Source organism: bacterium, assembly GCA_040753555.1.
GTDB lineage: Bacteria > UBA9089 > UBA9088 > UBA9088 > UBA9088 > JBFLYE01.
Genome location: JBFMDZ010000047.1, coordinates 1 through 13597 on the forward strand (window position 1 = coordinate 1; position 13597 = coordinate 13597).

The following is a 13597-nucleotide window of genomic DNA, read 5'->3' on the forward strand; positions in this document are numbered from 1 at the left end:
CGTCCCCTTCTTTAATATCGGCAGATTTGGTATTTTTCTTAAATATTTCTTTTCTTTTTGTTTTTTTAACAATAATCCATTTTATCTTATTGTTTATATAGATTTGTAAAAAGTTGGGGAAGTTCTGAAGGACAACTAGAAATTCCCCAATTTTACTAAAACCTTTCATAGGGCTTAAATTTATGGTTATTGAAAAATATTAGAATAATCCTCCCCCTTTCCCCCTTTAGTGAAGCGAGAACCCTATTTTTATTGTAAGAACTACAATCCGTAAACAGCCTATTTATCTTTTCCTTATCACTAACCCTAAATACAAGGTAAAGAATTTTAGTGTTATCTTTACACCTTTAAAATCCTCTTTGCATCTTTCAAGGATAAGGAGTTCATTGCTAAAGATTATCCAAAGATGTTCTTCACCCTATCCACTATAATCCAGGATGAACCATAACCAATCAAAGGGTCTCAAGGGGCATTTATTACCTCAAGCTAAAGGGAGATAATTTTTCTTCTGTTAAGCCAATGGTTATAAAATAGGCGAGCAAGAATGCTTTGTCAACATACCATAAGCATCCAAACAAGGTAAAACTTTACAAAATGATAAGAATTGAATAAAATTTTAGTATGATTACATTAGAAATTAATTCCTGCAAAGTAGAAGCAGAAAGCGGAAAGAGCCTTCTTGAGGTTTGTCTTAAAAATGATATTGATGTTCCAAACCTCTGTTATGACGAAAGGCTTAAAAGCTTTGGTGCTTGTAGGTTATGCCTTGTTGAAGTAGAGGGAGCAAGGGGTTTTGTTCCAGCCTGCACAACAGGTGCAATGGATGGGATGATTGTTAAGACAAACACAGAAAGACTAAAGGAGATAAGAAAGGAGCTTCTTGAGCTTATTTTATCAGACCACCCAGATGACTGCCTTGTTTGTGAAAAGAATGGAAATTGCAAGCTTCAGGATTATGCATATCAATATGGCGTCAGAAGGGAGAAATATTCAGAGAAGGTAAGTATCCCAAAGGAAAATAGTCCCTATCGGACAAACCCATTTATTGAAAGGGATACGGATAAATGCATCTTGTGTGGAAGGTGTGTAAGAATCTGCGATGAGCTTATGGGAAGGAATGTTTTGGATTTTGCAAATAGGGGGTTTTCTTCTGTAATTACAACAGGCTTGAATATGCCACTTGAAGAGAGCAATTGTGAATTCTGTGGCCAATGTATATCCACCTGCCCAACTGGTGCATTGTCTTCAAGAATAAAAAAGAAGGGAAGGCATTGGGAGACAAAGAAAACAGAAACTATATGCCCATATTGTGGCTGTGGATGCCAGATAATATTAGAGACAAAAGGCAATACAATAATCAATGTCTCATCAGATAACAACCTGTGTATAAAGGGAAGGTTTGGATTTGATTTTATAAACCACAAAGATAGACTAAAAATACCGCTTATAAGAGAGGGAGAAGGATTTAGGAAGGCAAGTTGGGAGGAGGCATTAAGTGTTATTTGTGAAAATTTTTCAAAATATAAGGGCAAGATTGGTGGGTTGTGTTCGGCAAAGGCAACCAATGAGGAGAATTTCCTCTTTCAAAAGTTTACCAGGGCTGTTTTACAGACAAACAATGTTGACCATTGTGCAAGGTTATGCCATAGCTCAACCGTTGCTGGTTTGGCTAAATCATTTGGCTCCACAGCTATGACAAATACAATTGAAGACATAGCTTCATCTTCCTGCATCATTGTTATTGGCTCAAATACAACAGAAGCACACCCAATTGTAGGGCTTAAGATAAAGGAGGCTATTAGAAACGGTGCAAAGCTCATTGTTATAGACCCAAGAAGGATTGAATTAACAGAGCTGGCACATATCTGGTTAAGGCAAAGACCAGGGACAGATGTTTGTTTGATAAATGGTTTGATGAATCTCCTTTTAAAGGAAGGGCTTTATGATAAGGATTTTATAAATGAAAGGACAGAAGGGTTTGACGAGCTTTATAAGGCAATTGAAGGATATACCTTAGAATATGTAGAGAAAATTACAGGGTGTAAAAAGGAACAGATAATTGAGGCAGCAAGGCTTTATGGAAAGGCAGAAAGGGGTTCAATAATATATTCAATGGGAATAACCCAGCATACAACAGGTGTGGATAATGTCCTCTCTTTGGCAAACCTTGTAATGATGACAGGAAATATTGGAAAAGAAGGATGTGGTTTAAATCCCTTAAGGGGTCAAAACAATGTTCAGGGTGCTTGTGATATGGGTGGTCTGCCAGGCTTTTTTCCTGGATACCAAAAGATAGAAGATGAAAAGGCAAGGGAAAAGTTTGAAAAAGCCTGGAATACAAAGCTTTCAACAGAACAGGGCTTAACCCTGACAGAGATGATTTCATCTATTGATATAAAATGCCTCTATATTATGGGAGAAAACCCACTTTTGTCTGACCCTGATATAAACTATGTAAGGGAGGCATTTTCAAAGAAGGAATTTATTGTTGTGCAGGATATATTCCTTACAGAAACAGCAGAGCTTGCTGATGTTATTTTGCCCTCTTGTTCATTTGCTGAGAAGGATGGAACATTTACAAATACAGAAAGACGCATTCAATTATTAAATAAGGCTATAGAGCCACCAGGTGAGGCAAAGGCTGATTGGGAGATAATCCAAGCCATTTCAAATAAAATGGGATATAAGATGGATTATAAAGATTCAGGGGAGATTATGGATGAAATTGCCTTGCTTACACCAATCTATGGAGGAATATCCCATAAGAGGCTTAAAAATGAAGCCCTACATTGGCCCTGCCCAGATTTTAACCACCCAGGAACACCAATTTTGCATAAAGATAGATTTACAAAGGGCAAAGGAAGCTTTATCCCAAAAGAATTTAAGCCTCCAGCCGAAGAACCTGATGATGAACATCCATTTATCCTTACAACAGGAAGGATAAGGGAGCATTACCATACAGGAACCCTGTCAAGAAGGTGTTTTGGCTTAGATAATTACATAAAAGAGGGATTTGTTGAGATAAATCCAATTGATGCAGAGAATCTTGGAATTTCAGATAAAGATATGGTAAAGGTTTCATCAAGAAGGGGAGAAATAGACATAAATGCAAAGATAACAGATATGGTTCCACCTGGCGTTGTTTTTATCCCATTTCACTTTAAAGAATCTCCAGCAAATATATTGACGGGCAAATTCCTTGACCCAATAGCAAAGATACCAGAATTTAAGGTCTGTGCTGTTAAAATTTATAAGCTTGACAAAATGATAAAATTTATGTAAAGTTTTCTAAAGAATTAGCCGATATATAAAATAGAAAGATGAAGATAGATAAAATAGGTCCAATGGGGAAGATAGGGAAGATAACAGAGGGAAATGCCATAAAAGGCAAGGAGGGGATTAGTAACGAAGGTGCTGATATTCTCTCTATTTCACAAGGAGCAAAAAAAGCCCAAGAATTAGACTCCTTAAAAAACCTTGTTTTTAATGCCATAGTAGGTCTTCCTGATGTTAGGGCTTCCAAAATTGATATAGCAACAAAAAGGATAAGAGAAGGATATTACAACAATATAGATATAGCAGAATCCATTTTAAATCCATCAGCTTAATTTGCAATGCGATTAGGGGTTCATATCCCCCATTTAGCCCTTAAAGAAATTGTTAATAAGGCAGAATGGCTTAATTGCGAGACAATCCAAATATTTACAAGAAATCCAAAATCCTGGGCAGGGCCAAATTATTTAGATAGTGATATTTCATTCTTCAAGGAAAGCCTTAAAAAGAAAGATATTTCTCCTGTTGCAATCCATCTTTCCTATCTTCCAAACTTTGCATCAAATGACCCCCTTTTGATTGAAAAAAGTGTCCAAACCCTTATTTCTGAGCTAAAATGGGCAGAAAGACTTGAAGCTCCTTTTGTTGTAACCCATCCAGGAAGCCATAAGGGAGACGGTGTTCAAATTGGAATAAAAAGGATAATAGATTCTATCAATGTGGCATTTTCCTTTGTAAAGAATGACATTTTGCTTCTTCTTGAGACAACAGCAAAGGAGGGAAATGAAATTGGAATGGCAGATGAGATAAAAGAGATTATTGAAGGATGCAATGAGAAGGAGCGTCTTGGTGTCTGCCTTGATACCTGCCATATCTTTGCTGCTGGATATGATATTGTAAATGACCTTGACGGCGTTCTCTCTACATTTGACAAAGCCTTTGGTCTTTCAAGGATAAAGCTTGTTCATCTTAATGATTCAAAGGGAGAATGCGGCTCTCGCAAAGATAGGCATTTAGGAATTGGAGAAGGCTTAATTGGAATAAGTGGATTTAAGAAAATTCTTAGCCATCCATTCTTTAAGGATATGCCCCTTATTTTAGAAACCCCGAAAACAGATTTGTGGGATGATGTAAGGAACCTTGGAATAGTAAGGAAGCTGTGTAATCATTGACAAGGCTTTTAATTCTTACATATAATTTATTTAATTATGGATGAAATTGTTTCAAAGATTGCTGATACATCAAGGAAGATGAGGAGGCTCATTATTGAGATGCTTTCTCTGGCAGGCTCAGGCCATCCTGGTGGTTCACTTTCTTCTGTTGAGATAATTGCAAGCCTATATTTTCACATAATGAGGCATAATCCATCCAATCTATTATGGGAAGATAGGGACAGGTTTATTCTTTCTAAAGGTCATTGTTGCCCAACATTATATGCAGCATTAGCCCTCTCTGGATACTTCCCTATGGAAGAATTAAAAACCTTAAGAAAACTTGGGAGCATTCTACAAGGCCATTCTGACAGGCTTGCAACCCCAGGGGTTGAGATGTCAACCGGCTCTTTAGGTCAAGGGCTTTCCTGTGCGGCAGGGATTGCCTTAGGAGGAAAGCTCTCAAAAAAGGATTTCTTTGTCTTCTGTCTTATAGGGGATGGAGAAAACCAGGAGGGTCAGGTTTGGGAAGCGGCTATGTCAGCTAGCCATTATAAGCTTGATAACCTTATATGCTTTCTTGATTATAATAAATTGCAGATAGATGGAAGGGTTTCTGATATTATGAATATTGAGCCTGTTGTTGATAAATGGAGGGCATTCGGATGGGAGGTAATGGAAATAGATGGTCATAATATAGGTGAAATTATTGAGGCTGTTGATAGAGCAAAAGAAATAAAAGGAAAGCCTAAAATTATTATTGCTAATACAATTAAGGGAAAGGGCGTCTCCTTTATAGAAAATAAAGTAGAATGGCATGGCGTCGCTCCCACAAAAGAGGAGGCAGAAAGAGCCCTTAAAGAATTAGAATAAGATGGAACAAGAAGCAACAAGGGATGCATATGGAAAGGCATTGGTTGAATTAGGAAGGCAGAACCCCGATATTGTTGTTCTGGATGCCGATACCTCCTCTTCAACCAGGACAAATTGGTTTGCCAAGGAATTTCCAGATAGGTTCTTTAATTTTGGTGTAGCTGAGGCAAATATGCTAGGTTATGCGGCAGGCCTGGCATTAGCAGGAAAAATTCCCTTTGTCTCTTCCTTTGCTGTTTTCGGCTCTATAAGGGCATATGAGCAGATAAGGACATCTATATGCTGGCCAAATTTAAATGTAAAGATTGTTTTAACCCATGCGGGAATATCTGTTGGTGAGGATGGAGCATCCCATCAAGCAATTGAGGATATAGCCACAATGAGGGTTCTTCCAAATATGAGTGTAATTGTTCCAGCAGATGCTAACGAGACAAGAAGGGCTATATTTGCTTGTTGTGAACATAAGGGCCCTGTATATATAAGGCTTGGAAGGGCAAAATTTCCCCTTCTTCCTGATGCAGGGTTTGAAATAGGAAAGGCAAGAATAATTAAACCTGGCAATGATATAAGCATTATTGCCTGTGGCCTTATGGTCTTTGAGGCATTAAAGGCATCTGATATGCTTGGAAAAGATGGAATTTCAGCAAGGGTTGTTAATATGTCAACAATAAAACCTATAGACAAAGAGGCTATAATCTCGGCTGCAAAAGAGACAAAGGCAATAATTACAGCAGAGGAGCATTCTATTATTGGTGGGCTTGGCTCTGCGGTTTGTGAGGTTTTATCAGAAAAAGCGCCGACTATTGTAAAAAGGATTGGAATTCAGGATGTATTTGGCACATCTGGAAAACCAGAAGAACTCCTTTCTTACTTTAAGGTAGATGCAAAGGCTATCTATAAAGAAGCCATTACATTAGTCAACAGAAATGGTTCAATTTAGGTTTGTTTCCTATGTCCATAAACGCAGGTCTATTCTTTCAAATATAAATATAAAATTTGAAAGTGGTGAATTTGTTTATCTTTTAGGGCCATCATCCTCTGGAAAAACAACATTTCTTAAGCTAATAGCAGGCGTAATTAAACCAACCGGAGGAAATCTTATGGTTATGGGGAAAAATATGAAAAGCCTATCCTCTGACAATCTTTCTGCAATAAGAAAAAAAATGGGGTTGATTATGGATGAATTTGGATTTGTCAAAGGAAGCGTTGAAAAAAATCTTGAAATTAGCCTTTCTAATTTCCCAAAGGAAGAAAGAAGGCCAAGGATAGATTATGCATTAAACCTTGTTGAGCTTACAAGAAAAAGAAAGGATGATATATCCTTGCTTTCCCTCTCTGAAAAAAAGCAAATTTCTTTAGTAAGGGCAATAATCACAGACCCCTCTATTATCCTTGCAGACGAACCTGTGTGTTGCTGCGATAAAAAAAAGGAAGAGCTCATTATTGACATCTTAAAAAAGATGCAGGAGAATGGAACATTGGTAATTTTAGCATCCACAAGGGATACTTCAATTCCAGGAAGAAGGTTAATTAGGCTTGAAGATGGAATGATTTCTTAAGGAATTATAATGAAAAAGACAAAGGAAAAGCTTTTAAGAAGGGCAAGAAAAAAGGGAATACCTTTTTGACAGAATACTCTTAAAACGGAACAAAAAATTTTCTTGAAACATTATTGGCTATAATGTGGATAATAAAATGAAAAAGGTGTCAAAAATAAAAACTCCAGAAGAAATAGAGGAGCTTATAGAAACAGTGATGCCGTGGATAAGGAAGTTAGCCAGTAAGATATATTATGAAAGGAAAGTATCGCCTGTTATTTCTATAGATGATCTTAAAAGTTGTGGTGTATTAGGTGCAGTAAAAGCAGCAAAGAGTTATCAGGAAGAAAAAAGTACTAAATTTTTAAATTATGCCTCTAAATTTATTGAGGGAAATATGCGTAACTTTGTTAATAAGCAAATACCGCCTAAGATAAATGGCCAGTATCCTATTATAATATCTATTGACCAACCAGATATAGAGGGTAACCGATTGGAAATAGAAGATAAAAGGCTTAAACCACCTATAGATGGGATAATTAAAGAAGAAGATAGAAAGATACTCTTTGAGGCTTTGAAAGAATTGCCTGAGAAGAATAAGCAAATAATATCACTTTGGAGCGAGGGATGGAAAGAAAAGGAAATCGCAAAGGAGATGAAGATAAATTATAATACCGTGCGAACAATAATAGTTAGAACCCGTAAAAGACTAAAAAGCATTCTCTTGAGAAAAGGCTATGAACCTAAACTTTAAGGAGGTGAGATAAAAAGATGGTAAAGAAACAGATTAGTGATAGGGAATTGGAAATTCTCTTAAAAGATAGGTATGCCAAGCCTAAGAAGGATTGTGATGAAGGTCTAATTTATGGGTATGCGTATGATACCCTGAAGCAGGGTGAGAAATTTGTCTCCAAAGAGGAAAAAAGGGTTATTGAGGAGCATCTTAAGGGGTGCTCATACTGTTATTACTCATATCTTGAGTTTATGGAGGAGTTGAGAAAGCCAATTACCGAGGAAGAAAGAGAAATGATAGCTCGAATAATAAAAGAATATGAAGTTTCTCAAGAGAGTATTGTTGATAGGGTGCGAAAAGAAGCTATGAAAGGGAAGGAGGTAGTATTAGATTTTATTGCCCGTAATCTTTTCTTACCCAATATAGTTAAACTCAGAGTAGCATCTATTGAGAGAGAAGAGCTTGATATTGTTGTTTCAGACGATCGCACAGTCTTTGTTGAGGTAGAAATAATTGGGGAAAAAAACGAGGTTATTTCAACAAATATTATTGTAACCCACAAGGCACCTTTAGAGAGCAAATTTAAGATGGTCTACTGTCTTTTTAATGTGAACCTTGATTTGAAGACTGAAGAAGAATTGCAATCAGGCATAGTTAAGATGGAATTTGTTAATAACCGTTGGGAAGGAAGCTTCAACTTAGAAGTTCCAAAGTATAAAGAGAGACCTGTTTTGAAGATTGCTTGTGAGGAGATAAATAGAGAATGAGAGAAAATGAAAGAGAAAAGTATAGCCCATATCCAAATAGAGACTTTTGATAAAATTCTGAATGCTGACTTTAAAACTGCCTTTCTGTTTATCCAAACACTTAATCAAAATGAGCCAGAAGGAAGAACCCTTTGGGAGGGGCTCAAGCGGAAATATGGCCAGGAAAAAATTGAAGAAATTAGACAATTACCTAGTAAAGAAGAGGATATGCCTTTACCAGGGACTGTTCGCTTTGTAGCTATTGAACCAGGAAATCCACCCCAAGGCTATCATTCCATTTTTTTAAGTGGCGAGATAGTAAATGAGGAATGCGGTTCTCTTGGTTTCTATAAGAAAGATGCTCATTTTAGCCCCACGCTTATAAATGGTTTAAGTGTTCCTGGAGAAGGTGCTTTAGCCGCTACTGAATTCCTTGAAAAGGAAGGATTTATACCCTTAAAGGAGACCCGTTTAATTGGTGTTGGTTATATTAGCCAGAATCTTCACCAGGAGAGTGCGAGTTTATCCCAGGCTCTCTCCTTAATAAGTTTTGCTACGGGAAATCGCATCTGTGATAAAATAGTTCCTTCTGCAGGTTTAGAAAAGACAAATGGCGAGTGGCACTTAAAAGAGGTAGATAATGTTGATATAAAGCTTCAGTCTATGCCAGAGGAGTGTACGATGATCCTTTCAGAATCACAGGGAATTTCTCAAACCAATAAGAAGGTAGTTTTTTGCAAAACATTAGAAGATGTCATTAAGAAGATATGGCCTAAGTTTGCTTTTTTAAAGGAAGACTTGCGAAAAAAAAGAGAAGAAGCAAACAAAACAAGAAAAAACCTTAATTCGTGGCGTCTTTTCATCTCCATACTTATGTTTTTAATAGTTCTTGAGATAGGGTTATTAGAAGAATGGGCCTTACCCTCAAATTTTCCCGCTGGTATTCATCCAGGATGGATGTCTCTTTCCTCATTAAAGGCTATTGTGCTTTCTTTAATTGCAGCTACAATTATGGGAATTGGCCATTGGTGGCAGATGGGCAAACTGGCAAGATTTCCACTTGCAGAGAAAGAGTCATTTTATCTAAACTCAATCCTTTTTTACAGCATCTTAGGACTTATAACATTTTTTTCTATAGCACTTTTTTTGCCCCAACAAGTTGAATCAGACCCTAGATCTGCGGTGTTTAAAGCCCTTTTTATTTTAGGTCTAGCAGATATTATCTTCATTTTACCTTCATTTAATGCCCTCTCCTGGGTTTGGCTATATAAAGAGCACAATCGTTTTTTAGCCTTGTCCCGATTACTTGACAAAAATAATCCCTATCCTTCTTGTAAGCTTCTTTGTCAAACCTCATCTCAAATTCTTTATGTAGCAACCACAGCCATTATGGCTCTTGGTTCACTAACCTGGTATTTCTGGATAAACCTTGACATTTATAAACTCTGGCGAAAATCAATGCCGAGCCTAGAGCAAAACTATGACTTCTTAATAACAAGTATACATTTAATGTTACAGGTCATACTTTATGTAGCCTTAGCCGGGGTTGCGTATGTTATCCTCTGGAGGGTTGAAAAAGAGATAAAAGGTGCTTTTGATGTTGCCAGTAAAGAATTGGCAAAAGCTGAACCTTATAAAAAATTTTGAAACATTTTCTATAATTTTATGGACTTTATTATTAGAAAGGGTAAATAGAAAAAGATGAGAAAGGTAATATGGATTTTAGGGATAGGATTTTTAAATTTGATTTTTGCAGAGACGACATATTCGTCCAATACCCCTATTTTGACGAGCCCTTTAGATAAAAGTACTTTGTTTAATCCCCCTACCTTTGTATGGAGTTCAGTCAACAATTCTTCAGGGTATGAGTTGGTGATTGGAAGGTCTTCTAATCCGGCAGATAATCCCGAGCTTCCCCCCATAGGTCTAATTGGAAAAAATAGCTATTCTTTACCTGCTAAAGAATGGGCAAAGCTTCCGTTTGGAACCCATTATTGGAGCGTACGTTCAGCCTTTCTTCCAGAAGAACCCTACAATTTTGGTCCTTATGCCCAGCCATTTTCGTTTAATAAGAACATCCTACCTCGTATCTTAACTATTGCCTCACTCAACCCCAACAGCGGTGTCTCAATCACCGTAAGTCCTAATGACAACAATGGCCAAGGGAATGGTTCAACCCAATTTACAAGGACTTACAACAATAACACTGTGGTAACCCTAACCGCACCAACAACCGCAGGAGGGAATAATTTCCAGAAATGGCAAAGAAATGGCGTAGACTATTCAACCAACCAGACTATTCAAGTAACAATGGATGTCAATTACACCCTGACAGCTGTCTATACAATTGCAGAGACACCACTTTTGGAAGTAAAAACAAATAAAGTGCGATATTCTCCAAATGAAAAAATTATTTTTAAAATTTATGCGAAAGATCCGAAAGGAGCTCCTTTATCAGGACAAAGTATTGGTATTCACGACCCTATAAATTGTATCTGTACTATAACAAAACCAACCGATAGTAATGGCTATACGGAATATGTTGTTGAAAAATCAGCTAATGGTTATTATCTTTTTGGTTTTTTCCCAGCCTTTTCTTCCAGCGAGCCATTAACCTATGGCATTGTTATTGATGATGAACTTCCTATTGAATCTAATGAAGTTAAGGCAGTTCCTTTTGACGCACCTTCAAGTAAAGATATCGTAAAAACAGGTTCAAACCAACCTAGTAATCTTGATAAATTAACAGATATAACATTAAATACTTTAGTTGAAACGGCTACAAACCCAGCGGTTATTTTCACCGGCCTTTTATGCGTTGGTGCAATTATTTCAATACTTCCTACCGTAGGAGGAGAAACCCCTGTAGCTGTAGTTGCATGTGGTGCTTTTGTAGAGACGACAAAACTAACTTTGGCTATGAATACAGGTAAAAATGCTGCGAAACTCTCTGTCGATTTAATGCCTCAGCTTACTCCAGAGCAAAAAGAGGAGGATAAGAATCTTATAGATTCAGCAAGTGTAATTTATTCTATGGGGATAACTAGGATTAAAATGGGGAAGTCCCCTATGGCCGGCAAACCTGTTATTACTTATGAAATTTCAACCACTAAAAGTAACTTTGCTAACCAATATTTTACAAATTTTTTGACCACAATGGGGGATTGTTTTGACGATGCAAATAATGTATGGAAAATGCAAAATGTTTCAACCAATGTCAGGAAAGTTAATAATAACACTGTGGTTGCTGTTGTAAGTGGAGAAGTAAATGAAAAAAAAGATCCATCTGTTCAGGAATATGTGGTTCTAGCTTTGGGTTTAGTAAAAACTAGTAATGCTGACACTGAATCAGTAAGTAAGGATGAGGATAGTCTAATCGCAAGAAAAGAAGGGGTAGTAGCAATTCCTGCTGGTGCTTTAGAAACCAATACGGCAATTAGAATTAGAAAACTAAAGCAGGATGAAATTCCTGATGTAAAAGGAAAGAAAGCCACTCAAGTATATGCAAAAATAGAACTTGAGAGTGGCCAGACGGTGTTAAATAAACCAGTTGCCATCTCTATCCCCTACAAAGATGACAATCAAGATGATATTGTTGATGAAACCGACATTAAGGAAGAAAATATTAGGCTAAACCTTTGGAATGGAACAAATTGGGAAGAGCTTTCAACGACTATTGATAAACAAAATAATATCACTACAGGAAAGACAAACCATTTTAGTATTTTTGGATTATTTGAGCAAGAGCCAAGAATACCAACCCCAACCTGCGTTAAAACAAGGCCAAACCCATTTTCTCTCTCAAAGCATCAAAAGATTACCTTTTGGGGTTCCGGGGTTGTTCCTTATGACACCAAGATAAAAATTTTTACCCTTTCACAAGACCTGGTTAAAGAGATTAAAGAAAAAAAGGGAAAGGATGAATTATATTGGGATGGGACAAACGAAAGGGGGCAAAAGGTTGTTCCAGGAATTTATATTTATACGACAGAAAGCCCGAAAGAAAAGGACAAAGGGAAAATTATAATCATAAAATGAAATACCCATATTTATTTTTCATTTTCTTACTTTTTGCTCCTTATTGCTTTGCGAAGGAAGCGGGAGAGGTGGGAGGCCAGGTGTTAAAACTCGGAGGCCATTCAAGGCCAATCGGGCTAGGAGAGGCTTTTGTTGCCATATCAGATGATGTTAGTGCTATATACTATAATCCAGCAGGACTTGTGCAGCTTAAAGACAATGAGATAACATTGACCCATATGAATAGGATTATTGACATAAGGTCTTTTGACTTCGCCTATGCCCGACCTTTAAATGATTCAAAAGCCTTTGGATGTGCCTTGTATTTACTTTATACGCAAGACTCAGTAAGGGATGAAATAACGGGGAACGAAACCGGGTATTTTATGAATTATAACACCTATTTAATCTTAGGATATGCACAAAAGACAAAAAACCTATCCATTGGCTTAAATAGCAAGATTATTTATAATCAGCTACAGGATTATAAATCAAGCAATGTTGCCTTTGACCTAGGTACATTATACATTATACCAAACCCAAAATTACAAATTGGCGCTAATCTTCAAAATATCGCAACCGGGCTAAAATTTACCGATGAAATTGAGACCTTACCATTAAATCTTAAAGCTGGGATTTCTTACAAGGCTTTAAACTCCCATCTCACATTAGCATTTGATATGAATAAACCTATTGATTCAAACTCAAATTTTAGCGTAGGAGGAGAATATCTAATATCAAGAAATATCTTTCTACGCATGGGTTATAAATATAAATTGGGAGGATTACAGGGATTGTGTTGTGGATTTGGAATAAAACATAAAAAATACCAGATTGATTATGCCTTTACTCCGCATGGCGATTTAGGAAACACCTGCCATAGATTTTCATTTTTAACCAGATTTTGAAACCTAAGTTTTCCTTTATTTAGGCACAAAGTAAATAAATCCCAATAAATTTGCTCTAGGGTCAAGGGTCTAGGGTTTAGCCTCAAACCTACACCTTTGTTTGTCATTGGGATTTGGACATTGGACATTTTAGTTTGTGCTTTGGATTTAGTGCTTCTTTTCACTTAAACTGAACACATACGATTAAACTATCCCAACAGGATCCATACTTTTATAAGGCTAACATTGGTTTAACCCAACTTCACGGAAGCCTTGTGTCTACCCCTGATTTTTCAAGGGAGAAATTTTCATTATATACTACATAGCTTCCTATCCCTTGTAAATTCAAAGGAAGAAATGTTAAATGCCTCCTTTAACA

At 36.8% G+C, this 13597-nt stretch carries 11 protein-coding genes; all 11 read left to right on the forward strand.

Annotated features, from left to right (window positions below):
* Nucleotides 1–621 precede the first annotated feature (621 nt).
* Nucleotides 622–3282, forward strand: coding sequence for a formate dehydrogenase subunit alpha (gene fdhF, locus AB1630_05555; GenBank protein ID MEW6103268.1), 2661 nt, complete (start codon nucleotides 622–624; stop codon nucleotides 3280–3282).
* A gap of 38 nt (nucleotides 3283–3320) precedes the next feature.
* Nucleotides 3321–3608: a hypothetical protein gene (locus AB1630_05560; GenBank protein MEW6103269.1), complete on the forward strand. Its 288-nt coding sequence runs from the start codon at nucleotides 3321–3323 to the stop codon at nucleotides 3606–3608.
* Between the two features lie 6 nt (nucleotides 3609–3614).
* Nucleotides 3615–4445, forward strand: a complete 831-nt coding sequence (locus AB1630_05565) for a deoxyribonuclease IV (protein ID MEW6103270.1) — start codon at nucleotides 3615–3617, stop codon at nucleotides 4443–4445.
* A 36-nt stretch (nucleotides 4446–4481) separates the two neighbouring features.
* Nucleotides 4482–5297 (forward strand): transketolase, encoded by an 816-nt coding sequence (locus tag AB1630_05570; GenBank protein MEW6103271.1) that lies wholly within the window; start codon nucleotides 4482–4484, stop codon nucleotides 5295–5297.
* A 1-nt stretch (nucleotide 5298) separates the two neighbouring features.
* On the forward strand, nucleotides 5299–6237 hold the full coding sequence (locus tag AB1630_05575; GenBank protein ID MEW6103272.1) for a transketolase family protein: 939 nt from the start codon (nucleotides 5299–5301) through the stop codon (nucleotides 6235–6237).
* The gene (locus AB1630_05580; GenBank protein ID MEW6103273.1) at nucleotides 6224–6856 is read left to right on the forward strand and encodes an ATP-binding cassette domain-containing protein; all 633 of its coding nucleotides are present in this window, start codon (nucleotides 6224–6226) and stop codon (nucleotides 6854–6856) included. The genes AB1630_05575 and AB1630_05580 overlap by 14 nt, the downstream gene beginning before the upstream one ends.
* A gap of 136 nt (nucleotides 6857–6992) precedes the next feature.
* On the forward strand, nucleotides 6993–7589 hold the full coding sequence (locus AB1630_05585) for a sigma-70 family RNA polymerase sigma factor (protein ID MEW6103274.1): 597 nt from the start codon (nucleotides 6993–6995) through the stop codon (nucleotides 7587–7589).
* A gap of 17 nt (nucleotides 7590–7606) precedes the next feature.
* Nucleotides 7607–8335: a hypothetical protein gene (locus AB1630_05590; protein MEW6103275.1), complete on the forward strand. Its 729-nt coding sequence runs from the start codon at nucleotides 7607–7609 to the stop codon at nucleotides 8333–8335.
* Nucleotides 8336–8341: 6 nt separating this feature from the next.
* Nucleotides 8342–9961, forward strand: a complete 1620-nt coding sequence (locus AB1630_05595) for a hypothetical protein (GenBank protein MEW6103276.1) — start codon at nucleotides 8342–8344, stop codon at nucleotides 9959–9961.
* A gap of 54 nt (nucleotides 9962–10015) precedes the next feature.
* The gene (locus AB1630_05600; protein MEW6103277.1) at nucleotides 10016–12352 is read left to right on the forward strand and encodes a hypothetical protein; all 2337 of its coding nucleotides are present in this window, start codon (nucleotides 10016–10018) and stop codon (nucleotides 12350–12352) included.
* Nucleotides 12349–13239 carry a PorV/PorQ family protein gene (locus AB1630_05605; GenBank protein MEW6103278.1) on the forward strand — a complete coding sequence of 297 codons (891 nt, stop codon included), beginning with the start codon at nucleotides 12349–12351 and terminating at the stop codon, nucleotides 13237–13239. The genes AB1630_05600 and AB1630_05605 overlap by 4 nt, the downstream gene beginning before the upstream one ends.
* The last annotated feature ends 358 nt before the right edge of the window (nucleotides 13240–13597 follow it).

Coding starts and splice junctions, on each gene's coding strand:
- AB1630_05585 (MEW6103274.1), top strand. CDS start 6,993: ATGAAAAAGGTGTCAAAAATAAAAACTCCAGAAGAAATAGAGGAGCTT.
- fdhF (MEW6103268.1), top strand. CDS start 622: ATGATTACATTAGAAATTAATTCCTGCAAAGTAGAAGCAGAAAGCGGA.
- AB1630_05565 (MEW6103270.1), top strand. CDS start 3,615: ATGCGATTAGGGGTTCATATCCCCCATTTAGCCCTTAAAGAAATTGTT.
- AB1630_05580 (MEW6103273.1), top strand. CDS start 6,224: ATGGTTCAATTTAGGTTTGTTTCCTATGTCCATAAACGCAGGTCTATT.
- AB1630_05590 (MEW6103275.1), top strand. CDS start 7,607: ATGGTAAAGAAACAGATTAGTGATAGGGAATTGGAAATTCTCTTAAAA.
- AB1630_05560 (MEW6103269.1), top strand. CDS start 3,321: ATGAAGATAGATAAAATAGGTCCAATGGGGAAGATAGGGAAGATAACA.
- AB1630_05595 (MEW6103276.1), top strand. CDS start 8,342: ATGAAAGAGAAAAGTATAGCCCATATCCAAATAGAGACTTTTGATAAA.
- AB1630_05575 (MEW6103272.1), top strand. CDS start 5,299: ATGGAACAAGAAGCAACAAGGGATGCATATGGAAAGGCATTGGTTGAA.
- AB1630_05600 (MEW6103277.1), top strand. CDS start 10,016: ATGAGAAAGGTAATATGGATTTTAGGGATAGGATTTTTAAATTTGATT.
- AB1630_05605 (MEW6103278.1), top strand. CDS start 12,349: ATGAAATACCCATATTTATTTTTCATTTTCTTACTTTTTGCTCCTTAT.
- AB1630_05570 (MEW6103271.1), top strand. CDS start 4,482: ATGGATGAAATTGTTTCAAAGATTGCTGATACATCAAGGAAGATGAGG.